At 34.7% G+C, this 24212-nt stretch carries 13 protein-coding genes and 1 riboswitch; of the genes, 1 reads left to right on the top strand and 12 read right to left on the bottom strand.

The window, feature by feature from the left end; translation table 11 throughout:
• The 4 genes from J7E44_RS13810 to J7E44_RS13795 form a co-directional block, all read right to left on the bottom strand.
• On the bottom strand, positions 1 to 4359 hold the full coding sequence (locus tag J7E44_RS13810) for a CusA/CzcA family heavy metal efflux RND transporter (protein ID WP_214830820.1): 4359 nt from the start codon (positions 4357 to 4359) through the stop codon (positions 1 to 3).
• 140 nt (positions 4360 to 4499) lie between these two features.
• A complete protein-coding gene (locus J7E44_RS13805) occupies positions 4500 to 4823 on the bottom strand; it encodes a DUF6660 family protein (RefSeq protein ID WP_214830818.1) in 324 nt (107 codons plus the stop codon).
• A 440-nt stretch (positions 4824 to 5263) separates the two neighbouring features.
• Complete coding sequence (locus J7E44_RS13800) at positions 5264 to 6754, bottom strand: RagB/SusD family nutrient uptake outer membrane protein (protein ID WP_214830816.1); 1491 nt, start codon at positions 6752 to 6754, stop codon at positions 5264 to 5266.
• A gap of 17 nt (positions 6755 to 6771) precedes the next feature.
• Positions 6772 to 9687 carry a SusC/RagA family TonB-linked outer membrane protein gene (locus J7E44_RS13795; protein WP_214830814.1) on the bottom strand — a complete coding sequence of 972 codons (2916 nt, stop codon included), beginning with the start codon at positions 9685 to 9687 and terminating at the stop codon, positions 6772 to 6774.
• 83 nt (positions 9688 to 9770) lie between these two features.
• A riboswitch (SAM riboswitch) is annotated at positions 9771 to 9867 on the bottom strand.
• Positions 9868 to 10110: 243 nt separating this feature from the next.
• Between J7E44_RS13795 and J7E44_RS13790 the strand changes: the two genes are divergently transcribed.
• Positions 10111 to 10515, top strand: coding sequence for a type II 3-dehydroquinate dehydratase (locus J7E44_RS13790; RefSeq protein WP_214830812.1), 405 nt, complete (start codon positions 10111 to 10113; stop codon positions 10513 to 10515).
• A gap of 76 nt (positions 10516 to 10591) precedes the next feature.
• Here the strand turns inward: J7E44_RS13790 and pckA are convergent, their stop codons facing one another.
• The 8 genes from pckA to J7E44_RS13750 all read right to left on the bottom strand — a co-directional run bounded on the left by pckA (position 10592) and on the right by J7E44_RS13750 (position 24180).
• Positions 10592 to 12208 (bottom strand): phosphoenolpyruvate carboxykinase (ATP), encoded by a 1617-nt coding sequence (gene pckA / locus J7E44_RS13785; RefSeq protein ID WP_214830810.1) that lies wholly within the window; start codon positions 12206 to 12208, stop codon positions 10592 to 10594.
• Between the two features lie 127 nt (positions 12209 to 12335).
• Entirely contained in the window at positions 12336 to 13241 is a 906-nt protein-coding gene (locus tag J7E44_RS13780; RefSeq protein ID WP_214830802.1) for a GYDIA family GHMP kinase, read from the bottom strand.
• A 10-nt stretch (positions 13242 to 13251) separates the two neighbouring features.
• Positions 13252 to 14127 carry an ACP S-malonyltransferase gene (gene fabD / locus J7E44_RS13775; protein ID WP_214830800.1) on the bottom strand — a complete coding sequence of 292 codons (876 nt, stop codon included), beginning with the start codon at positions 14125 to 14127 and terminating at the stop codon, positions 13252 to 13254.
• Positions 14128 to 14195: 68 nt separating this feature from the next.
• Entirely contained in the window at positions 14196 to 16145 is a 1950-nt protein-coding gene (locus J7E44_RS13770) for a LysM peptidoglycan-binding domain-containing protein (protein WP_214830798.1), read from the bottom strand.
• 38 nt (positions 16146 to 16183) lie between these two features.
• Complete coding sequence (gene bshC, locus J7E44_RS13765) at positions 16184 to 17770, bottom strand: bacillithiol biosynthesis cysteine-adding enzyme BshC (protein WP_214830795.1); 1587 nt, start codon at positions 17768 to 17770, stop codon at positions 16184 to 16186.
• Positions 17771 to 17785: 15 nt separating this feature from the next.
• The gene (locus J7E44_RS13760; protein ID WP_214830787.1) at positions 17786 to 19723 is read right to left on the bottom strand and encodes a putative porin; all 1938 of its coding nucleotides are present in this window, start codon (positions 19721 to 19723) and stop codon (positions 17786 to 17788) included.
• Between the two features lie 139 nt (positions 19724 to 19862).
• Complete coding sequence (locus J7E44_RS13755) at positions 19863 to 21290, bottom strand: RagB/SusD family nutrient uptake outer membrane protein (protein ID WP_214830785.1); 1428 nt, start codon at positions 21288 to 21290, stop codon at positions 19863 to 19865.
• A gap of 19 nt (positions 21291 to 21309) precedes the next feature.
• Entirely contained in the window at positions 21310 to 24180 is a 2871-nt protein-coding gene (locus J7E44_RS13750; RefSeq protein WP_214830783.1) for a SusC/RagA family TonB-linked outer membrane protein, read from the bottom strand.
• Positions 24181 to 24212 lie beyond the last annotated feature (32 nt).

The following is a 24212-nucleotide window of genomic DNA, read 5'->3' as shown; positions in this document are numbered from 1 at the left end:
TTATTTATTAATTATTGAATTAATAGTAACTACAGATTGATTGACCTGCTGAATAGATTCTAAGTATTTTAATTGAATATTAGTAGCTGTCTGTAAGGCAAAAAGATATTCTACATAGGTGATTTCTCCTGTTCTATATCCTAATTGTGCTGCCTTCACTATTTTATCAGCGTTGGGAATAGCCTGCCCCACATAATAATCGTACTGCTGAGCATCCTGCTGATATTGGGTAAAAGCATTTTCCAATTGTGTGGAAAGCTGATTCTTTTTATATTTTGCATTGGTTTCCGCAACCTGCTTCTGATATTCTAATGATTTAATTCTGGCTTTTGTAGCTCCGAACGTTAATGGAATAGCAATTCCCAAAGTCACAGAATTAAAACGGTTTCCTGAATTGTAAAATACATCTTGTTCGTTTTTTTGGTATAATCCAATTAATGACTGGTTGGTATATCCAATACTGAACTCGGGAAGTCCCTGCGATTTTTCGACACTCTTATTTCTTTCGGCAATTTCCATTTCCTGATAAAAAGCTTTTATCGTCGGATTATTATCAACAGCTTTGATATCCAGAACATTTTCAGCTTTTAAAGGTTCATAATTTCCATTAAATGGAATTTCAAAATCCTCTGAAGTATTTAAGAGAACTTTCAGATTTTTATAGGCATTATTTAAGTACACCTGATTTTGATTTAGCAGAAGGTTGATTTCCCCCTGTTGGGTTTCAGCAGTACTTATTTCTATTTTTTTGATATCCCCCGCTTTGAATCTTACCGTTGCAATACGGATAAAATCCCGGTAAAGGCTATCCAGATTCTTTAGTTGCGATTTATTGTACTGCAGATATTCTATCTGATAGTAATAAGAACGCACCTGCTTTACCAATTCATTAACAGATACTTCTTTATCGATCTGTTTACTTTTCACTGTTTCCGTGATCAAGTCTTTCCGTGCTTTAAAAATAGTAGGAAATGGGATACTTTGTGAGATCGCAAAAGACTGGTCAAATTTTGGACTGTTATATTGACCAAGCTGAGCGTCAAAACCGAGTTTTGGCAGTTCCCTGGCCGTGGGTTTTAATGCTTCTGCAGCCTGAATACTCAGGTCCTTGGATTTTAAAGACAGGTTATTCTCTACTGCCGTTGTTACTGCCTGTTCTACAGAAAGTGTTTTAGACTGTGCATTTAACGTTTGCCCCAACATTAAAAATCCAAGAATGATCACTGTTGTCAGAGGTTTCATTTTTATTTTCTTTAGTGGAATTTTTGTATTGAAAATCATATACAGCATCGGTAATACAAACAGTGTTAAAAAGGTGGCTGAAATTAATCCTCCTATTACTACTGTTGCCAAAGGTTTTTGAACCTCAGCCCCCGCTCCTGTTGATATCGCCATTGGTAAAAATCCTAACGAGGCCACTGTTGCCGTCATCAAAACAGGACGAAGTCTCGTTTTGGTTCCTTCAATAACTCTTTTTAGAATATCTTTTTCACCTTCTTTTTCTAGTTCATTAAAGGTTCCTATCAAAACGATCCCATTAAGAACCGCGACTCCAAATAATGCTATAAATCCTATTCCTGCACTTATACTGAATGGCATTCCTCTGAGAAGTAAGGCAAATATGCCACCAATAGCACTCATCGGAATAGCAGTAAAGATCAACGCAGCCTGTTTGAAGGAGTGAAAAGTGAAATACAGTAACATAAAGATCAAAAATAAGGACACAGGAACAGCGATCGTTAGACGCTTACTTGCCTCCTGTAAATTTTCAAATTGTCCTCCATAAGTAAAATAATATCCTGATGGTAATTTTATCTGTTTTTCAAGCTTCACCTGAATATCTTTTACCACACTTTCAACATCACGCCCTTTTACATTAAATCCAATTACGATTCTTCGTTTCCCTTGCTCACGACTTATTTGCGCCGGACCCAGTTTATAACTGATATTAGCAACCTGTGAAAGAGGAATCTGGGCGCCAGTATTGGTTGTGATCATCAGATTATTCACATCATCGATATTCGTTCTGTTAAGACTGTCTAAACGAACAACTAAGTCAAAACGTCTTTCATTTTCAAAAACCTGTCCTGTGCTTTTCCCTGCAAAAGCAGTACTTAAAGCATTATTAACATCTTCGATACTCAATCCATAATTAGCAATTCTGGTTCTATCATACTCCACATTGATCTGTGGAAGACCACTTACTTTTTCAATCTGTGGCGCCGTTGCTCCATCTACAGTCTGTATTGCTTTTCCTACTTTATCTGCGTAAATGGAAAGGGAATCAAGATTTTCACCAAAGATCTTCACCGCTACATCTTGTCTGATCCCTGTCATTAATTCGTTAAAACGCATCTGTATCGGTTGGTTCTTTTCAAAGAATACTCCTGGAATCGCCTCTAGTTTCTCACTGATCTCATCAGCCAGTTCCGTATATGATTTCTTTGTTTTCCATTCGCTTTGAGGTTTTAGAACCACAATCATATCAGTTGCTTCAGGTGGCATTGGATCGGTCGGCACTTCAGCGGATCCCGTTTTTCCAACGACCATTTTTACCTCATCAAATTGTTTAATAATTCTCGAAGCCTGCATTGAAGTTTCAAGACTTTGACTTAAAGAACTTCCTTGTGGCAAAATACAGTGGAATGCATAATCACCCTCTTGCAGCTGCGGAATAAATTCCCCTCCCATACCTTTAAATATAAAAGCAGCGATAACGAAAATGAAAATTGTTATAGAGACGATCATATATTTTAATCTAATCGCTTTTTGCAACAGCGGCTGATAAATGCGTTGCAGAAAATCCATTATTTTATCACTGATCGTTTTTTTATTTTTAATATTTTTTGAAAGAAACAATGCACTCACCATCGGAATATACGTTACAGATAAAATCGTTGCTCCGATAATGGCAAATCCTACCGTTTTTGCCATCGGGGTAAACATTTTCCCTTCTACTCCCGCTAAAGTAAGGATGGGAATATATACTATCAGAATAATGACTTGTCCAAATATGGCACTGTTCATCATTTTAGATGCGGCAGTTCCCACCTCCTTATCCATCTGGATCTGGGTAAGCCTTCCTTTACTTTTATGATTCAGTATATGTAATGTTGATTCCACAATGATGACAGCTCCATCTACAATTAATCCGAAATCAATAGCCCCTAAGCTCATTAAATTGGCACTGACTCCAAAAACATTCATCATTCCCAGAGCAAACAATAACGAAAGCGGAATTGCTGAGGCCACAATAAGACCAGCTCTAAGATTCCCCAGGAAAACAACAAGTACGAAGATGACAATAAGTGCACCTTCTATTAAGTTTTTTTCTACAGTCTTCATTGCTCTTCCAACCAGATCCGTCCTGTCAAGGAAAGGTTCGATCACCACGTCATTAGGAAGAGATTTTTGAATGGTTGGTATTTTAGCCTTAATATTATCTACGACTTCATTACTATTGGCTCCTTTCAGCATCATGACAACTCCACCTACCGCATCTACTTTTCCATTAAAGGTCATGGCACCGTAACGAACGGCGCTTCCAAAACGAACATCGGCTACATCTTTAATAAAAATCGGAACACTGCCTGTTTCATTTTTTACTGCAATGTTTTTAACATCCTCCAAAGAGGTTACCATACCTATTCCACGAATGAAATACGCATTGGGCTTCCTATCAATATAGGCTCCACCCGTATTTTGGTTGTTTTTTTCTAAAGAGGTAAATATATCTGTAATACTCACTCCCATTGCTTTAAGACGATTTGGGTTGATAGCTACTTCATATTGTTTCAATTCCCCCCCAAAACTATTGACCTCTGCAACTCCAGGAGTTCCATTCAGTTGTCTACGTACGATCCAGTCCTGCATTGTACGTAGTTCTTTAGCATTATATTTTTTCTCACTCCCTTTTTTGGGATGAAGGATATATTGGTATACTTCTCCTAATCCCGTACTTACAGGAGCCATTTCCGGAGTTCCAACACCTTTTGGTATTTCCTCAGCTGCTTCTTTTAATTTCTCACTAATGAGCTGCCGGGCAAAATAGACATCTACATCTTCTTTAAAAACTACGGTAATAACAGAAAGACCAAATCTTGAGATACTCCTTGTATCCTCAATCCCAGGAACATTGGCAATGCTCTGTTCGATAGGAAAAGTAACCAACTGCTCTACCTCCTGGCCGGCCAGGGTAGGGCATACAGTAATAATCTGCACCTGATTATTGGTAATATCAGGTACGGCATCTATAGGTAGTCTGGTAGCACTCCAAACTCCCCAAATAATCAATAACAAGGTCATAATACCTATGATAAACTTGTTATTGATGCTGAATTTTATGATTTTATCTAACACAAATAAGATTTATTTTATTGAAAATATACACACGATGGCATTTTAAAATGTCATGTGCAAAAGTATCATGAAGATCCTTGCAATGTAATTGCAAAGTTTCACGTAGGTTAGAAAGCATTACTTTCTAAAAGTCAATAAAATTAAATTTTAGGGGGTTGCCAGATATTCTCGTAAACCTGATAGGCAAAATCATTCTTTTGAAAAAGAATCTTTTTTGAAAAATAAGTCTGAACCTGTTTTGGAACACTGAGTAGGGGTTCTGTTTTGAAAGCTGTCACCGTAATCTGACAGCAGTTGCAGACACATAAAGGAGAACAGATATCGCCTTTGTCTTTTGTATGGGGCTGCCCGATACTTAGTGATGCATTAGTTGTAGATGAATTGGGTTGTTTATGCACATCTTCACATGGCATTAGAGATAATGCCATAAAATAGAATGCTAAAATCCATCTTAACAAGTTCATTGTGACAAAGGTATATTTTTTTTATTAAAAAAAAATTAAATCCCGATATTGTATATTTATTTTAGGCGATAGCCCGCAAAGAACTATATTTAAAATTTAACTAATCATTTATAAAAAACTATATTATTCTTCAGTCTTTTTAACCATACTATTGATAATCATTCAAAAATAGTAGAGAAGTAGAATTCTATTTCACCTCCAAAAATAATAGAGATGAGAACCAATAAAAGACTATTAAAAATTACTTATGATTATTTCCTTGCCAATGAAATAATAGAGCATGATAAAAGTAAAAAGTTTAATCAATTCATGGTAATATTAGATTTATTAATCTATTATAAATCTAAAGCAAGTAAAAGAAAATATCGAATTTTCAAGTAAATAAACCCACTTGCAAATACAAGGGGTTTATTTATATCATTTTTCATCAAAAATAATCACTACAAATTTGGATTATTCTCCACTTCCTTCTGCGGAATCGTAAACAAGTAATATCTACTGTTGGGAGCAAATACAGATTGATCAGGGAAAGCAAATATAGAGTGTCCTCTCCCATTCACTGTTTTCACTGTACCATCCGGAGTTGTTATCTGCACTTTAATCGGTTGTCCACTCGCATCAGTGTATGGTTTTCTTGCTACTGTTCCTTGAGTTCTGATAATATCAGACAAAGAGAACCCTTCCCCAAACAATTCTTTTCTTCTTTCAATCAGGACTTCTTTAATCACATCATTCTGTGCTAAAGGTCCAGTATACACATTGGCATGTCGGGCAGATTTTAATTGGTTTAAAATAGTCACCGCATTGGTCACATTTCCATTTCTGGCTTCTGCTTCTGCTTCAATTAAATACATCTCAGCAGCTCTCATGAAGACAATGTCTGCAATAAGATTGGCTTTAAATTTAAATTTAGCATATCTTAAAAGTCCTTCCCTTCCCGGAAGTCCATCCCATTGGAACAACTGATATCTGATGTCATTGGTATCAAACAGATCTTTAAAATAAGGATCGGCCATGAAACTGTAATAATAACTTCCTGAAGAAGAAACATCCAGATAATGAAAGGCATAACTTTCACCTGATTGTTCCTGCGTCTGGCCATGTCCCCAAATCCACTCCGCATTAGTAATATCATTAAATCCATCTTTATATTTTTCAGCGGCCATTAATGGAAATCCTGCTTTTGCTATTTGTGCAGCAGTAACCGCTTTAGCCCATTCTCCAGTATTCAGATAAGTTCTTGCCAACAGTCCGTTTACAACAGACCTGTCAATTTTATCCTTATTATTTCTGGTATAATTCTGCAACAAATTACTGGCTTCTGAAAGGTCATTTTTAATTAAAGTATAGATTTCCTCAAGGGTTGCTCTTTTCTTTCCTACCGAATTCGTTGTAGTAGGTTCAGTATAAATAGGCGCTACCAAAGCATTTTTATCTTTTAAATAACTGAACTGATAAAAACTAGCTAAATTCAAATAACAAAAAGCACGTAAAGCTTTTGCCTGTCCCTTAACCTGATCTTTTTTGGACTGACTCCCTTCTACTCCATCGATTCTTGCTATCACATTATTCATATTATTGATCGTGGAATATAACATACTCCAGATAAATTGCGAGCGACTTCCAGTATTGTTTACCAGATCGGTAAATGCATACGGGGATGCAAATCCATATTTATTTGTGAGAACCGCAACATCACTTCCCATAGCATCACTTGTTCTCAGCACAGTGGAATAACCAATATTAGCATAGGTAGTTCCATCATCATTAAATTTTGCCCAAGCTCCATTAATAACCGTTTCTGCACTTTCAGCAGTTTTAAAAACTTCTGCTTCATTTGCCTGGTTAGTAGGTGCTGTTTCCAGATCATTTGCACAACTGGAAAAAGACAGCGCTGCAATTATAAAGGCTATATATTTTATTTTTTTCATTGCTTAAATTTTAATTTTTAAAGGGTTGCCTGAAGGCCAAAAGTTATTGTTCTCATTGCAGGGTACCTATAATAGGTCGTTCCATCGAGCGTCTGCTCCGGATCCATTCCTTTATGCTTATAAAAAGTAAGTAGATTTTCAGCCTGAAGATAAATTCTAAATTTCTTTAAACCTAACTTCCCAAAATAGTCTGAAGGCAGTGTGTATCCAATGCTTACATTTTTCACTCTGGCATAGGTACCCGAATACAGGAACCTTGAAGATGCAGATGTCCAGTTGTTTGTTTTCGTACTTAAAGCCGGTACATCAGTATTTGGATTTTCCGGCGTCCACCTGTTGATCATTTCAGCACTCCAGGCTCTTCCTGCACTGCTTCCATTAGACATTAGCATCGTGTAATCCGTATCAAGGATCTTACCTCCAACACTGAAGGTCACCAATCCTGAAAAATCAAAGTTTTTATAGGTTATGCTTGTGGTCAATCCACCGGAAAACTTAGGTAAAGAAGACCCTTGTAAGGTTTTTGTAGCTTTTGCATACTCCGAGGTTGTCCCTTCCACTGTATTTCCATTCGCATCCTGGTAGATGTATTTCCATAAAGGAGACCCATTGCCTGGATCAACACCCACCCATTCAGGAATAAAGAAATCATAGACTGAACCTCCAACCTGTAATAATTTGGTTCCTGTAACAATAGATCCTTTTGGAAGTTTTGTGATTTTATTTTTCAGAGTGGTTAAATTAAGATCAACGTCCCACTGGAAATCATCTGTTTTAACAGGTGTAGTAAATAATGAGAATTCAAACCCTGTATTTTTCAATTCACCAATATTGGCAGAATACCCAGTAAAACCAAGAGAAGGAGCTAATGGTCTGTCAAATAAAAGATCCTTACTCTGGCGTTGGAAATATTCTACATTCCCTTTAACTCTATTGTTAAGTATTGCAAACTCTAATCCTACATTTAAATTGAGATTTGTCTCCCATTTTAAATTCGGAGTTGGAAGTCTGCTTGCTACAGTTCCTCCTTCACCAAGATTATTGTAAAATGCATATAAACTCTGATAAGCATAATATGTACTTAACTTATCATTTCCCTGACCTCCGTAACTTGCACGAAGAGTAAGCTGATTAAAGAAATTCAAATTCTTAATAAAACTTTCATTTGAGGCTTTCCATGAACCTCCCACAGACCAGAAAGTTCCCCATCTATTTTCAGGTGAAAATCTTGAAGAACCATCCGCTCTTACAGACCCTGAAATAAAGTAAGTGTTTTTAAAATCATATTCTGCTTTACCTAAAAAACTCAGTAGACCTAATTTATCACTATTCCCACTGAATCCTCCCAACAGGGCAGCTGCATCCGGCTCATAATAATAAGGCAGAGAAAACTGACTTCTGTTTCCAGATATTGTTTGATATTCATAATGATAAAATTCCTGCCCTGCCAGAATATTGAAATGGTGCTGGTTGAATTTTTTATCATAGGTCAAAATATTACTGGTTGTATAAGATAGGGTTCTCGAATTTGTTTTCGTTACAGAACCACCTATTTCACTCCCCTCGCCCAGCAATGGATTAGAATAATAATGTCCATTATAATTGACCAGGTCAACTGAGAAGCTTGATTTAAATTTTAACTCTGGTAAAAAAGTAAAGTCTAAAAATCCTTTTCCTGAAAAGTTATCTTCTCTGTTTTCGTTTTTATCTAAAGGTAAAGTTGCCGCAGCATTTTGATTCTGTAAAGCACTTGTTGGTCTGTATTTTCCAAAGTCATAGATATTGTTTCCATTGGCATCCAGTCTGTAACTTCCATCCGGATTTCTTTCATAATATGGATAAAAAGAAGGAATTACTCTTGCTGCATTAATGATATTATCTGTTCTTGAATCTGAAGAAGGTGGAGCTTCCTGAAGACTATTGGTATAACTTAAATTAGCACCAATAGTTAACCATTTTTTGACTTCATTATTAATTTTTAATCTGGTGCTGTATTTTTTAAAACCAGAACCAATGGCAATTCCTTTATCATCCAAATACCCTAATGAAAAAAAGTAATTCCCTTTCTCATTTCCACCGCTGAAATCAAGATCGACTTGATTTCTTGAAGCTACTCTCTGAAGAATATCCCGCCAGTCATCATTCCATAAAGCCTTAGCTCCAGGTAAAAGCTTTCCATCGGTTCCTACTGGCTGAGCATAATTTGGTCCATAAGGATTAATTCCCAATTCGTTCACCAAATTGTTTGTAGCCATCTGTGCTGCCTGTTGTGAAGATATCTGAGTTGATTGATATCCATTCCTCAAAGCTTCCCAATACAATTGAAAATACTGATCTGTATTTACCTGCTCATAATCTTTTACTGCTCTGCTGGAAAAACCCTGGCTCATATTAAAGTTGATTCGAGGCTCGCCTTTTTTTCCGGATTTTGTTGTTACTATTATAACACCATTTGCCCCTCGTGATCCATATAAAGAACTCGCTGTAGCATCTTTCAAAACACTGATAGACTCAATATCGTTTGGACTGATAGAATTAATGTTTCCATCAAAAGGAATTCCATCTACAACAAATAAAGGATTGCTTGAAGCACTGATAGATCCGATCCCTCTGATACGTATCGTTGCTGTGGCTCCAGGTTGTCCGGAGGAACTTACTGCCTGCAGTCCTGCCACTTGCCCTTCCAGTGCCTTGGTAATATTAGTAACTGGTCTGTTATTAATCTTTTCACTTGAGATTGTTGCTACAGAACCTGTATAACTTGTTTTTTTTGCTTTACCGTAAGCAACTACGACAACTTCATCAATATCTTTTTCCCGAAGTGTATCTTTTTTAGGCTTTGCTTCCTGACCATTCACACTCATAATTCCTAAGAAAAACAAAGCACTTGGTGGAATCCAAATTTTAGCCTTAAATAAATTTTTACTAACCATAATCAATTTTATTTATGAAATATTAAAAAATAACCCTTTGCGGAAAAGACAGCAAAGGGCATCAATAAATTTGATTAACCTAATGCTTATTTTCCCTTAAAAGGCTGAATGTAACACCTTGCATTATGCAGGTTGTTAAGATTTCACAGGGTCAGTTCCCTCCATCTTTCTTTATAAGCCGATCGAAATATGGGTGCAAATCTAAAAACAATTAGTCTATAAAACAAGTAGACTATTAAATTTTTTATTAAAATTTTTCAAAAATTAACTAAATTTTTACATAAACTGCCTGTCAATAGACCTTTAGAAAAAATGTTAAATTTTCAAACATGAGAAATATCATTAAAAATAATGTAATCCATCTTATTGAAATAAAAGACAGAAATATAAATGCTAATCAAAAAAACTTTTTAATTTTATAGTATGAAAATTTTAATTGTAAACGGTCCAAATCTTAATTTGCTAGGAACGAGAGAACCGGAAATTTACGGAACAATTTCAATGGCGGAATATTTAGATAAATTACGATCGGAATTTCCTACCCAAGAGCTGAATTATTATCAATCTAACATTGAAGGTGAACTGATCAACAGACTTCAGGAAGATAATTTTGATGCTTTAGTAATAAATCCGGGAGCTTTTACCCACTATTCTTATGCTATAGCTGATTGTTTAAAAAACATTCAAAAGCCTAAAATTGAAGTCCATATCAGCAACATTTATAAAAGAGAAGAGTTTCGTCAGAAGTCTGTGACTGCTGCATATACTGATGCGGTATTATCAGGCTTTGGCTTACAAGGTTACAGATTAGCGCTGTTGAGCTTCTAATTTTTGGTCACAAAAGAAAAAAATAAAAAAGCCTCATCAATGATGAGGCTTTAATTTTATATTAAGATGGTTTGTCTTAAATTGTTTGTTCCTGTAATTGCGGACCTGAAGCAATAAGCTTTTTCCCCTCTTCAGTATTACAATACTGTTCGAAGTTTTTAATGTATCTTGAAGCTAGATCTTTTGCTTTTTCTTCCCATTCAGTTGCATCATTATATGTATTTCTAGGATCTAGAATACCTTCCGTAACATTTGGTAAAGAAGTAGGAATCTCTAAATTCATAATTGGAATTCTCGTCTTAGGAGCATTTTCGATAGACCCATCAATGATCGCATCAATAATGGCTCTTGTATCTTTTAAAGAAATTCTTTTACCAGTACCATTCCAACCTGTATTTACCAAATAAGCTTTTGCACCGTGTTCTTTCATTTTACCAATCAGTGTTTTAGAATACATAGTTGGGTGTAATGTTAAGAATGCCTCACCAAATGCAGGTGAGAACGATGGTTCTGGAGAAGTAATTCCTCTTTCAGTTCCAGCTAATTTAGAAGTGTATCCACACAGGAAGTGATACTGAGCTTGGTTTTCATCCAATATAGAAACCGGAGGTAATACTCCGAACGCATCAGCAGAAAGATAAACTATCTTTTTTGCATGTCCGGCCTTAGAAGGCAAAACAATTTTGTTGATATGATAAATCGGGTAAGAAACTCTTGTATTTTCCGTGATTGAACCATCTGTATAATCAGAAACCCCATTATGAACAACAACATTTTCTAAAAGTGCATCTCTCTTAATCGCTCTGAAAATATCCGGTTCTTTTTCTTCTGATAAATCAATTACTTTAGCATAGCAACCACCTTCGTAATTGAATACTCCATTATTATCCCAACCGTGTTCGTCATCACCAATCAGATATCTTTTAGGATCTGCAGATAAAGTCGTTTTTCCTGTTCCGGAAAGACCAAAGAATAAGGCAACATCTCCTTCTTCACCTACATTTGCAGAACAGTGCATTGATGCCATACCTTTCAAAGGAAGATAATAATTCATCATAGCAAACATTCCTTTTTTCATTTCTCCTCCATACCATGTTCCACCAATGATCTGAAGTTTTTCAGTAAGGTTGAACATTACAAAGTTCTCAGAATTTAATCCCTGAGCCTCCCAGTTTGGATTAGTTGTTTTAGACCCATTCACTACAGTGAAATCCGGCTCTCCAAAGTTTTCCAGCTCAAAATGAGATGGACGGATGAACATATTAGTAACGAAATGCGCCTGCCATGCAACTTCTACAATGAATCTTACTTTAAGTCTTGTATCAGCATTTGTTCCACAAAAAGCATCTACAACATAAATTTTCTTAGAAGAAGAAAGTTGGTTTAGCACTAATTCTTTACAAGACTGAAAGATTTCTGCTGTTGTAGGTAAATTCACTTTACCATCCCAGAAAATTGTGTCTCTTGTAACATCATCCTGAACAATATATCTGTCTTTAGGAGAACGGCCTGTAAAAATTCCCGTTTTTACTGATACTGCACCAGATTCCGTAAGTTCAGCTCTTTCAAAACCCTGATTTTCGGGAGAAACTTCTGCTTGAAATAATTCCTCATAAGAAGGATTATATATTACTTCATAGTCTCCTTTAATCCCTAATTTTTGTAAATCCTGGATGATTTTAGCGTGTTTCATTTTACTTATATTTTCTATTTCTTTTTTTAGTCCAACAAAATTAAATATTAATTTATTGTTAAAGGTGGTTAAATATAATGATATAAGTCAGAATGACAAAGAAAAATGAAGAGTTGTAAATTGTTGTTTATGAGTTAATTATATTATCCCAATCAAAAATAGTATTAAAACCTTTTCCCCGAAAATAGTCCTTAAAGCCCCTGAATTTGGCACTCATCACAAAATCACCTCCCCATGCGCCCAAACTTTTTACAAAAAAGGGACAGTCTTCAAAAAGCCGATCCTTAACTGTTGGCATGTTCAGAAAGTGAGAAATTTTTTGTTCGTGAATCTCCATTAATCGTGAAAAATCATCCAATTTATTGCACAATAAAATTTCTTTTGTAAGATTTGAGAACTCTTCGATTAATTCATCAGATTTTACTTTAGATTTATAAAGATTAATAGCCTCTCTACTGTCTTGTTTCTGATTTAAATGAATAAAGATCAATTCATCTTTGAAAACAGGATTGAAGGTTACCTTTTTATAGTGTATTTCGGGTTTGTTTTGGTAAAGAACTGCAGATTTCTCTTTTGCAACAGCGATATCATAACCACTTCCGCCTAAGCTCATGGTATTTAACTGAAAAGCATTTATTCCTGCCCACTCGGAAAGATTATTCATTAAGGTAGAACTGCTTCCCAATCCAAAATCGGAAGGAAACTGAAGATTTGTTTTTAAATAATAGGAATCTGTTCCAGCAAGTTTGCTATTTGAAAGTCGCTGTACATTCTTTAAAGTTTTTACAATAAACTCTGCACTTATAGGAATATTGGTATCCAGGATCTGCCACTCTTTATAATCAATGACGGCTTCTAACCAAAGTTTATTCTGATGATAGGCTTTCCAGAAAATTAATGACTTCCGATCATTTTTTTCATCAAAAAAAAACTCTTGTCCTAGTTTGGTTGGTACCGCTAGGACAAGAGCTCCATCTATTGCGAAATATTCTGAAGTCAGCATCAGCTTTCCTGGTGAAAATATCTCGCCCATATTATTTTGTTTAGATTGCAGAAGCAACGTCTACAGAACCATCAATCTTTTTGATCAATCCTTGAAGCGTCTTTCCTGGTCCAACTTCTACGAAGTTAGAAGCACCATCTTTAATCATATTCTGAACAGATTGCGTCCACTTTACAGGACCTGTTAGTTGTGCAATCAAGTTTTGTTTAATTTCGTCAGGGTTAGTAACCGCTGTTGTTGTAATATTCTGATAAACCGGAATAGTTGCTTTTCTAAATTTGGTAAGCTCAATTGCCGCAGCTAATTTCTCTTGTGCCGGCTGCATCAATGGAGAATGGAAAGCACCATTTACAGGTAATAATAACGCTCTTTTAGCACCTGCCTCTTTTAATTTTATACAAGCCTCTTCTACAGCTGCTGTTTCTCCGGAAATCACTAATTGTCCAGGACAGTTATAATTTGCCGGAACAACAATTCCGTTAATCTGAGCACAGATATCTTCAACTTTAGCATCTTCTAATCCCAAAATTGCAGCCATAGAACTTGGATTTGCATCACAAGCTTCCTGCATTGCTTTTGCTCTTTCAGAAACTAACTTAAGTCCATCATCGAAAGATAAAACCCCATTAGCAACAAGTGCTGAAAATTCACCTAAAGAATGACCTGCTACCATTTCAGCACCAAGACCGTTTACTGCTTTTAGAGCAGCTACTGAATGTATAAAAATAGAAGGTTGTGTAACCTCAGTTTTTTTAAGATCCTCATCCGCCCCATTAAACATAAGGGAGAGAATATCAAAACCTAAAATTTCATTGGCAGATTCCATCAAGTCCTTTATGTCTTTTCGAGAATCATATAATTCTTTTCCCATCCCAACGAATTGAGAACCCTGCCCAGGAAATACAAGTGCTTTCATCTATTAATTTAAAATATTATGCAAATATAAATATAATATTAAGAATTTCCTTAATGCAATCCTCTTCTCTAAGGAACCAATCGAATCACACGATAGCCTGTATTTACATAAGCACCATTAGCTTTGGACTTTACAAACTCAAACTTAGTCGCAAGCTGGGTCTGAATTTTATTCATTTGTTTAAAGATTTCTCCTTTTTTGTTCTCTCTTGTTAACATATCATTTACAACATCGAACCCAATGATTGCATATCTTGGAGGAGTCTTACAATATTTACTTTTATAGGCTGCAAGGATTTCCTTTTCAAAACTTCCATCTGTATTGATCTTTCTATCCATTAGATAAACCAGATTAACCTGACTAAGCTCGTCTACTTTTTTCTCAAAACTTGGGACATAATACATACTGAAAGCTTTTACTCCCTGCACTTCTTTTGACAATGCAATTATTTTATTTGAAAAAGCTTCCCCGGTACCATCATTATCACTGGCTAAAATTGCAATTACCGGTGCTGATTGTCCGGTCATCATATTTTGATCCGCTTTGATTTCTGCAGGAGAACCTACAATCATCACATTTGGATTTTTAACCGCCTTTTCAAGACCTGCTTTAATATAATTAGCGTTGTCTTTTTTACCATCAGCAACTATATATATCTTTTGATCGGAATATACTGCCTTCACTTCATCTACGATCTTATCAGCATAGGTCTGATCATTCGTTTCAATAATAACCAAATTACTATAATTATACAGCTCAGGAGAGTTAGCAAATGGAGCTACAATAGGAATTTTTTGGGTTTTGGTAAAATCCAGTACGTCAATAACATTGGATTTAAAGAATGGGCCGATGATCAAATCTGTATTATTAGGATTGATTTGAGTTAATGAGTTTCTAAATGAAGCTTCATTTCCGGAATCCACAATTTTTATATCAAGTTTTTGTCCGGTTCTGGCATTTCTTTCAATAGCTAATTTCGCCCCTGTAAGGAAATCAATTGCCATGGTTCTGTATTGAGTCTCGTTTGTGCTATATCCGAAAGGAAGCATTAAAACAACACTTAATGCATCTCCACTTTTCTTTATGTAAGCAGGGTCAAGTTTTTTTATTTTTAAAACCATCCCTGTTTTTAATCCATGTGATAAATCTGGGTTTAAAGCAATTAATTCATCAATGGATATCCCATATTTGTTAACAATAGAGAAAACAGTATCACCTTGTTGAACGGTATATGTTACATATTCATCTGCCAAAACTGTATTTGTATTGGATGAATTCGTTGATGATTTTTCGTTTCCTGAATCAATTTTAGCTTTGGTATTCACTGGCTCCGAAACAACAGCAGTAGTATTTGATTTCTTGACCTTAATAACCTCACCAGGTTTTAATCCTTTTTCTTCCAATCCAGGATTTAAAGTATACAGTTCTTGTTGGCTGATTCCAAACTGTTTTGTAATTCTATAGTAATTATCTTTTGACTGAATCGTATAACTTTCTTCGTCTGATGCGTTATTTGTAGCGATTACATCAACAGGTTTTTCAGTTGGCTTAGAAGCTACTACCGGCTGTTGGTCACCACCATATTTCTTAATACTATCAAAAGGCAGAGTAATTTCATCGCCAATTTTCATATGTGAATCCAATTCCGGATTCAATTTTCTTAAATCAGTTTCAGAAATACGGTATTGCTTTGTAATCCCATAAATAGTTTGTTTTGGCTGCAAAATGATTTTTCCAGTCTGAGAAGTCGGTTTAGCCTTTTCTACAACGGCAGCTTTAGCAATAGTACTTGCAGGACTTTTTACAGAACTTTTATCGGACTTAACCGTAAGCACATCACCAATAGCCAGTTTGCCTTCTTTAAATTTTGGATTTAGTTTCAGCAGTTCATCTACAGTTATGCCATATTTTCTAGCAATATTATAAGGATTATCTCCTTTAACTACGGTATGTGATTGTTGAGCAGAAACACCCAAAACCATACATAAACTGGATAGAATAAAAAACCTTTTTATCATAGTAGATACTTATAATTTACAAAAATACTCCTTTAAAATTAAATGGCAACAATTATTAATTTTGATTCTTGAACCACCATTTCTTCTAAACAAGTTTCAAGCCATGAATATCCATAATCCGCAAAAAATACACTAAAATTATAAACTCTTTCCTGCCAGGTTTTAGAAGGATGTACATCTAAAAATAAATTTTCCAGCCTTTCAAGTAATTCACTTTGTTTTATTTTTTCGGCATGTAGAAGACGTTTTTTCATCCTTTTAAAAGATTTAAGCTGTCTTACCTCTTCTGCCTTAACCATATTTCCAAAAGACCTCTCAGTCGTTTCAGCAATAGCTCTTAAATCGGAAAAACTATTAATCAAAAGACTTTCCTTTTCTTCTAATACTTTAACAACAGCACTGTCATCCAAGATCTTTCCATTGGTTATAGTAGCGAAATTCTGGAAAAAATCATCAATTTTCAGATTTAATTTATCTATTTTCTTTAGGGTTTTATCTTGAAGAAAAAGCATTGAATTTCTCGGAATAAGAATGGGAAATGGAATGTTAATCGTATCAAAATAATCCTTTAATTCCAACCAATACATGATTTCAGCATTACCTCCTATATATGCTAAATTAGGCAATACCTTTTCCTGATATACTGGTCTCATCAATGCATTTGGGCTAAATCTCTCAGGAGAATCCTCTAACTCATTCAAAATCTCTTCCCTGCTAAATTGAAGACCCCTATCAATAATAATGTATTTATTTCCATCAAAGTCGATCCTATCTCTAGTTTCTGAAAAGTAAAAGAGATTGATTTCCCGAGGATTCACCTGAACCTTTCCGTACTTCCCAGTCAGAAAGTTCACTTTTTCTTTTGACACATTATACAAACTGGAATTAAGAATCTCATCTTTGAAAATATCTTTTATCTGATTTTTCAATTCCTTAGAATCTCCATCAATGATCAGTAATCCAAAGTCAGAGAAAAGTCTGTTGACCAAAATTTTAATGGCGTCAGTAAGTGTATTTCCAACTTTATAGGCTTCTTTAAGCATTAAAATAAGTTCCGTCCCAAAAACAGAATCTTTGAATTCCTTTTCAAATTCAGAAATGAAAAATGTATCACTTACTTCGATTCTTCCAACGGGTCCACCTGACTTTTCATTAATCTCGTAGTAGTTATTTTCCGTTTTAAAATGATTGATCTCAGCAAAATCATGATCTTCTGAAGCCATCCAATAAACGGGAACAAAATTAAAATCCGGAAAATGAACTTTTAAGTACGAACAGGTTTTAATAGTCTGCAAAATTTTATAGACAAAAAAAACAGGCCCTGAAAATAAGTTCAATTGATGTCCTGTTGTAATTGTAAATGTATCCGGAAGTTTTAAATTTTCCAGGTTTTCCTTTTGCCTAGTCGAAAGCTTAAGATTTGAAAGTTGTTGTTCAAGCACATTAAAGAGTACATCCCTTTGTTCTGATGTAAAAGATTCTTGTTTCAGATGAATCTGTTTTGTAAAATGTTCTAAAGAAAATGTACTTTCCTCAAAGCCCTCAATTTTCTGATCTAAAAAATCTTTTATTAATTGAGGTATGTTTTCTATATCATTAAATGATATTTTGTTAATTGTTTTCAACTGTAATTTAGCTTTTTAGTTGAACAAATACCAAACAATTCCAAGGTTCAATCTGAAGTCATAAACCGGATAATGTGGAAATGCATAGGCTTTATTAGATGATATAAGAGTGCCAATTTGCTGTCCTTCAACAAAGAAGAACATTTTTTTCACTTTCATATTAATGTAAATATCGGCAATGGGCTGCCCTCCAATTGAAAATGAATCAGCTCTTGGTAAAATGTATTCATTAAGTATTGGAAAATATTCTCTTGAAGCAAACTTCGAGAAATAATAAACTTTCAAACCAGCCTGTATTTCAGCAGCATTTTTAAATGCTTTTGCCTGATAGAAAAAATTAACTCTTCCTATAAACCCAGGCATCGGATATAATTCTTTATTTGTCAATGCATTCTGAAATTGCACTCTTGTATTTAAATGATACTTACCAAAACTGAATGTTGCATCTCCTCCGATCTGAGAGATATTCAATGAACTTTGACTTTGCTTTGGCATTGACGCTGCATCAAGATAGGTGTAGTTATCAATTCTAAAATAGTTAACGAACAATTCTGTTTTAAACCATTTAAGATTGATATTTCCTCCAATCTCAGTTATTGACTGATTTTTCACATCCTGCAGAACATAATTGAATTTATTATATACTGAAGTGTTTAAAAGATAATTGAATGTAGGATAGGTGCTCTGGAAATTTACTTTAGCATTTACAAAGTAATCTTTAATAGGTTCAAATTTTATATTATTTGTTGTTTTTAGATAAGTCCCGAATTGACTGCCATTTGAAAATTCTACAAATGAATTTAATTGTATTTTATCTAAAAGTTTCACCTGAAGATTTCCTACAGCCCCAATTCTGCTTTCTTTAATTTCGTTAGGAATTTGTGAAAGCGGCAAGGTAGTCTGCGTTGCACCAAATTTCAGCATTTGATAACGTACTCCAGCATCTAGCTTAAATTTTTCATTATCCCAAACCAAACTCACCGTATTGCTTAGATTATTTGAATATTTCTTGGTAGAAAGAGGAAAGCCGCTGACAATTTCTGATGGAGCATCGTACCAATATCCTTCTAGAGCCCCTTCTGTGTAATAGTATTTATTTCCCTGATTAAAAATAGTATGTCTTATCCTAAAAGGAAATTTTTCAGAATTAAAAGGTGTAAACTGATGACTTAAGTAATATCTCCTATAGCCAAACTGCGAACTTGAAGAAGCCAGATTTACTTCAGCATTGAGCCTGTTTCGAAAATCACTATTTCCACTTTGAAAAAGATCGTCCGCAACAATCCCTCCATTCTCCTGGTTATTCACATTTTGATGTAGGTAATGAGCAAACAATTCATAGTTCCCACTTTTACTAATGTAATGTCCCGAGAACAAAGTGTTATTATTGGCTGCTAACGAATTTCTATAAAGACCTTGCGACCGAAGTCCCATATATTCCAAGGCAAAATTAAAACGCTTCCCAATATTTTGAGTATATGTAGATTTCAAAATAGCCCCATTCTTTATTGAATTATGATATATAAAAGTGGCCGTTGGCGTTTTTACATCATAATATTTAACATCACTAATTCCTATAATCCCATATGATTTATTGGAAGGTAATAATGATAAATTTTGTTCTGCATTTACCTCATAAGAAAGAGGATTAAATCCAGATCCTACATTGGGAAACTGAACCCTCCCAAAGTTATCTTTGTTATTATATTGTGAAAAGATATAGGTTTTATCATAGGTCATTACTGTATCAAATATTTTCTTTTCAGAAAATTGGGTCTGATACAGATAATCATTGATAGTAGGTTTAAATATTTTTAAAGAATCCTTCTTTCCTGAATCAATAACCAGAGTATCTGCCAGTTTTTTTTCAAGCCTATTAGAATCTGTTTTATTAACTACCTGTGCATTAGAGAGACCACTAAAGAAGATAATTATAAAAAATAGGTATTTCATATGTTAATTTATTGGTTCAAAAGTGATACAGAACCATAGCGGTTTTTATATTACATTTTGTACAGCAAAAGTAAGAAATAAAAGGAAATAAAAAACCCTGCTTGGAGCAGGGTTTCATATTATATGGGTTATTGTTTAATTAATAACCGGGATACTGCTGAATAAGAGTATTTGTATTAAGCTCCGATTGTGTTATTGGAAAAGCCTTAAACTGAACTTTAGCTGGTGTAAGTTCAACTTGTGTCTGTGGATTTTTGAAAGAAATGCCATTTCTTTTCAAATCACTATATCTAAAACCTTCTAAGAACATCTCAAGATTCTTTTGCATCAGAATTTCTTTTAACAAATCTGTACCAGTTCCAGCATAAACATAATCAGTATCTCTATATGTTTTCACCCAAGCATTTAGCTTTGTAAGAGCTTCTACAGGATTTGTATAATATAAAGCTTCTAATTGATTGAATACTGCTTCAGTTTTCCTTAACACTACAATATCTCTATCTGTTGTAGTATATTTCATCACATCAATAGGTTTCGGATTATCTGTTAAGGTTTGAACATAACCTGTATTTCTATACCACGTCCCTCTTCTTACGTCATTAGCTCCTAATTTACTGAAAAATGTTTGAGTTGCGAAATTTTGCTTATAACGACCTGTTGAAGACCAGGTTGCAGTAATACCATCATTATCTCCTGGCAAATCCAAAGAGTTATAATCCACTTGAAAGATTGTTTCAGGGTTTGTTTCCCCTGCAGCTGAAAAATAATTAGCAACCCCAGAAGAAGGTAATAATGTACTTGTAGAATTATCTAGAACACTTTGAGCATAAGTGTTAGCCTGTCCATAATTTTTAATCGCAAGATAATATCTTGAAAATAACAAATCTATTGCAGTTGAATTAAGCTTTTTATTACCGTTTGTTGTCCCTACTAATGATTTAGCCTTTGTTAAATCAGAAAAAATTTGATCATAAACTTGTTTCACACTAGCTCTTGGTAAATTTGTTCCTGGCTTAAACTCTAATGGAAGTGGAACTCCCACATCTGGATTTGAGCCATTAAAATTATCGCTGTATAAAGCGACTAGTGTTGAATAGGCCATTGCTCTTATAGCATGAGCCTGACCAAACAAATTTTCAGGTGTACCTGGAGTAGTCAGGTCATCACTTATTTTACCTTCATATCCAAGAACAAAATTAGCATTTGCAATGATCTTATAAAGAGTAGCCCATAAAGTAGCTATATCCCCATTGTTTCTAGTATAAAATGTAAGATTACTATCTCTTGTGGTTGAAAATCTGTTAGAATTTACAATAGCAACAAAAGCATTATCCCCAAGTAATTCTTGCAAAGTAGGTAATAAAGCTCCGTATGAGTTTAATGATCCATCACTGTTCGTTTGATAGTATCCATACAGACCATTAACAGCTGTATTTAATACTTTCTCGTTAGTAATTGCCTGATCAAGAGGAAGTGTAATAGGTGGCAATTCTTCAGTAAAATCACCTTGACAAGAGCTTACAATTACTCCCGTTAATATTATTAATAAAACTTTTATTTTTTTCATTTTTTTAGAATTTAAATAATTAGAAATCAACCTGTACCCCAAAAATAAACTGTCTCATATTTGGTTGCGTCATATCATAAACTCCTAAGTTAGATACGGTGTAATTAAACGCATTAGAGTTTGCTTCAGGATCAAAACGAAGGTTTTTATCAAATGCATAAGTATATAAATTAACTCCTCTTACGTATGCATATATTCCATTAATCCCATTTACATTAAGCATAGAACCTTTAAATTTATATCCTAATTCTACATTTCTCAATCTAATATGATCTCCTTTGTATAAATATCTTGTAGAGTTTGCATTTGAGCTTTTATTCCCATTAAACATTTGTTTAGGTCTTGAAGCATTTGTATTGTTGGGAGTCCAAGAGTCATAAAATGCTGCAGTAGTTGTATTTACAGTAGGATATGCTCCGTCTGATTCATACACAAAACCCCATCTGTCCCATACAGAGTAATCTCCTTGATAATTTATCATAAATGACAATTTAAACCCTTTATAAGTAAACTCATTAATCAAGCTCGCAATATGTGTAGGTAAAGCCTTTTTACCTGTAAAAGATAGGTTAGCTTTATTTACATCATTCGTTGTAGTAGTTCTTGATTCATCTGTATACCATAGTGGATCTCCATTAGATGGATCAACTCCGGCCCATAATCTTGTGTAGAATTCAGAAGGATTGTGACCAGGGAAGAATGCCTTTAATCCATCAATAGCTGTAGGAGTAGGATCGCCTTTTATATAAGTAACTTTGGAATCATTGTAAGAATAATTCCCTTTAATATCCCAGCTAAATAACTCACCGCCTGTTCTATAACCTAGTAAAACTTCAAAACCATTCGATTTAACTTCTGCTTGATTTTTAATAATGGAACCAAATCCTGTTGATGGAGAAATTGGAACATTATATACCTGATCTGAGTTTATATTTGAATAAACATCAAAAGTTCCATAAAGGTTTCCTTTTTGACCTAACGAAAAATCTAATCCTATATTTCTTTTATTAGATTTCTCCCATAGTAGACCTTCCGGTGCTCCCGGAGTCTGAATAAATCCTGCGTTGGTTTGAAGATAGTTACTTGATAAAGAATATTGTGGGTACTTATCATAAGGACCCGCTGCTTGGTTACCATTTTCTCCATAACTTGCTCTAAGTTTTAAAGTATTAATGTAAGATGGTAAGAAATTCATCCTTCCTAAATCAAAGCTCACACCAACACCAAAGAAGTTACCCGCTTTAGTATATCCTGAATAATCATCTCTTCTTGCAGAACCCGTTATCGTTGCAAATTTATTATAGGTATAAGATGCTCTTGCGATATATCCTACCAGAGTCCATGCATCTGTTCTTCCCGTAGCTGCAGTAACATTAGCAGCCGCATCTGCGTATTTGATTCTTGTACCTGCTGGAAAACCTCTTTTTGTATATGAATTATATTCCAACGTTCTTCTTGTAGCTTCCATACCAATAGAAGCTGAAACATCATGTTTCTCAGCAAATGTCTTATTAAAATTCAAGAAATTATACCAGTTCCATGTAAAAAAGTTTCTAAGACTTTTAGAGTACAATCCATTACCATTCGTATTTGAAGGTGCATAACCATCTCCAAAATCAGGGTTCCAATATGTAAATTCATTTCCGGAAGTGTTATCTATACCAAAATTTGAGTTAAAAGTTAAATAAGGTAAGATTTTATAGTCAACATTTATTGAGGTAAGCACCTTATCGAAAGTCCCTTTTGTAATATTTGTTCCTGTTAATGCCAGAGGGTTGAATTGTGGGTTTAAATAAACCAAATTCAAATTATAGCTACCATCACTTAAATAAGGACTTTGTGTAGGTGAAAGCAATGTTCCTGAGAAGATAGGGTTTGAATATGATGACGCATCTGATGGCCCTGTTTGTACAGTCCTTGATAAATTCGCCCCAAAAGTTATATTTAGTTTGTCACTTGCTCTCCAATTAGCTTTAATTGCACCTGTATATCTATCAAACGCCGCATCATATGATAATCCTTCTTGCTTTAGGTATCCTAATGAAGCATATAATGTAAAATCTTTAAAACCTCCTGAATAACTAAGGTTATATCTATTTGTAATCGGAGAATTTCTTCTTGTCAATTTTCGCCAATCGGTATCAGTTTTGCCATCCCACTTAAGAATATTGACTCTAGCATCATCTATCGCCTCTTGTAGATTTGCATATCCATCCGGTGATGTAGATGGATATTTGTTATATAGAGCCTGCCCTAAATAATTTACATTTTCTTGAGCATTTAACATTTTCAATTTATCAAATGCTATATCTGAGGCCCCGATTTCACTAACAAATTGTAAGCTAGACTTACCCTTTTTACCAGATTTAGTTGTAATTACAATTACTCCATTTGCTCCTCTTGATCCATAAATTGCAGTAGCAACACCATCTTTTAAGACCTGTACATCCTGAATATCAGCAGGGTTAATTAACGATAAAGCATTTTGCGTTGTCAAGGCTCCAGAAATATCACCCGACTGAATTGGCACTCCATCTACAATATATAGAGGATCATTTCCAGACGTCAATGAGGATATACCTCTAATTAAGGTAATAGTTGACGCTCCTGGTTGTCCTGAACTTGCAGTTGACATTAGTCCTGCTACAGTCCCTTGCAAAACATTATCAATAGAAATAGCTGAAGGTTTGTCTAGGATATCCCCTGATACTTTTACAAGCGAACCCGAAGATTGTTCAGGAGTTACTTTTATCCCATAGGACCCAGTAATTATGACCTCCTCGATTTGCTTTTCTTTAGGAATAGTATCTCCCTTTGTTGTTTGTGCAAAAGCTACCTGTCCAAAAAAGAACAGCACCCCAGCACTTAGTACACGTAATTTCACATTCATATTAACAAATTTTAATATATTAAGGGAGCAAA

The organism is Chryseobacterium sp. ISL-6 (assembly GCF_018613715.1).
Lineage (GTDB): Bacteria > Bacteroidota > Bacteroidia > Flavobacteriales > Weeksellaceae > Chryseobacterium > Chryseobacterium paludis.
Note: the sequence above shows the minus strand (reverse complement) of the source record. Positions and strands in the feature narration are given on the sequence as shown.

What these genes read in the sequence shown, in the direction of transcription:
- J7E44_RS13805 (WP_214830818.1), bottom strand. Translation starts at nt 4,823, where the DNA reads ATGAACTTGTTAAGATGGATTTTAGCATTCTATTTTATGGCATTATCT.
- J7E44_RS13800 (WP_214830816.1), bottom strand. Translation starts at nt 6,754, where the DNA reads ATGAAAAAAATAAAATATATAGCCTTTATAATTGCAGCGCTGTCTTTT.
- J7E44_RS13795 (WP_214830814.1), bottom strand. Translation starts at nt 9,687, where the DNA reads ATGGTTAGTAAAAATTTATTTAAGGCTAAAATTTGGATTCCACCAAGT.
- J7E44_RS13790 (WP_214830812.1), top strand. Translation starts at nt 10,111, where the DNA reads ATGAAAATTTTAATTGTAAACGGTCCAAATCTTAATTTGCTAGGAACG.
- pckA (WP_214830810.1), bottom strand. Translation starts at nt 12,208, where the DNA reads ATGAAACACGCTAAAATCATCCAGGATTTACAAAAATTAGGGATTAAA.
- J7E44_RS13780 (WP_214830802.1), bottom strand. Translation starts at nt 13,241, where the DNA reads ATGGGCGAGATATTTTCACCAGGAAAGCTGATGCTGACTTCAGAATAT.
- fabD (WP_214830800.1), bottom strand. Translation starts at nt 14,127, where the DNA reads ATGAAAGCACTTGTATTTCCTGGGCAGGGTTCTCAATTCGTTGGGATG.
- J7E44_RS13770 (WP_214830798.1), bottom strand. Translation starts at nt 16,145, where the DNA reads ATGATAAAAAGGTTTTTTATTCTATCCAGTTTATGTATGGTTTTGGGT.
- J7E44_RS13760 (WP_214830787.1), bottom strand. Translation starts at nt 19,723, where the DNA reads ATGAAATACCTATTTTTTATAATTATCTTCTTTAGTGGTCTCTCTAAT.
- J7E44_RS13755 (WP_214830785.1), bottom strand. Translation starts at nt 21,290, where the DNA reads ATGAAAAAAATAAAAGTTTTATTAATAATATTAACGGGAGTAATTGTA.
- J7E44_RS13750 (WP_214830783.1), bottom strand. Translation starts at nt 24,180, where the DNA reads ATGAATGTGAAATTACGTGTACTAAGTGCTGGGGTGCTGTTCTTTTTT.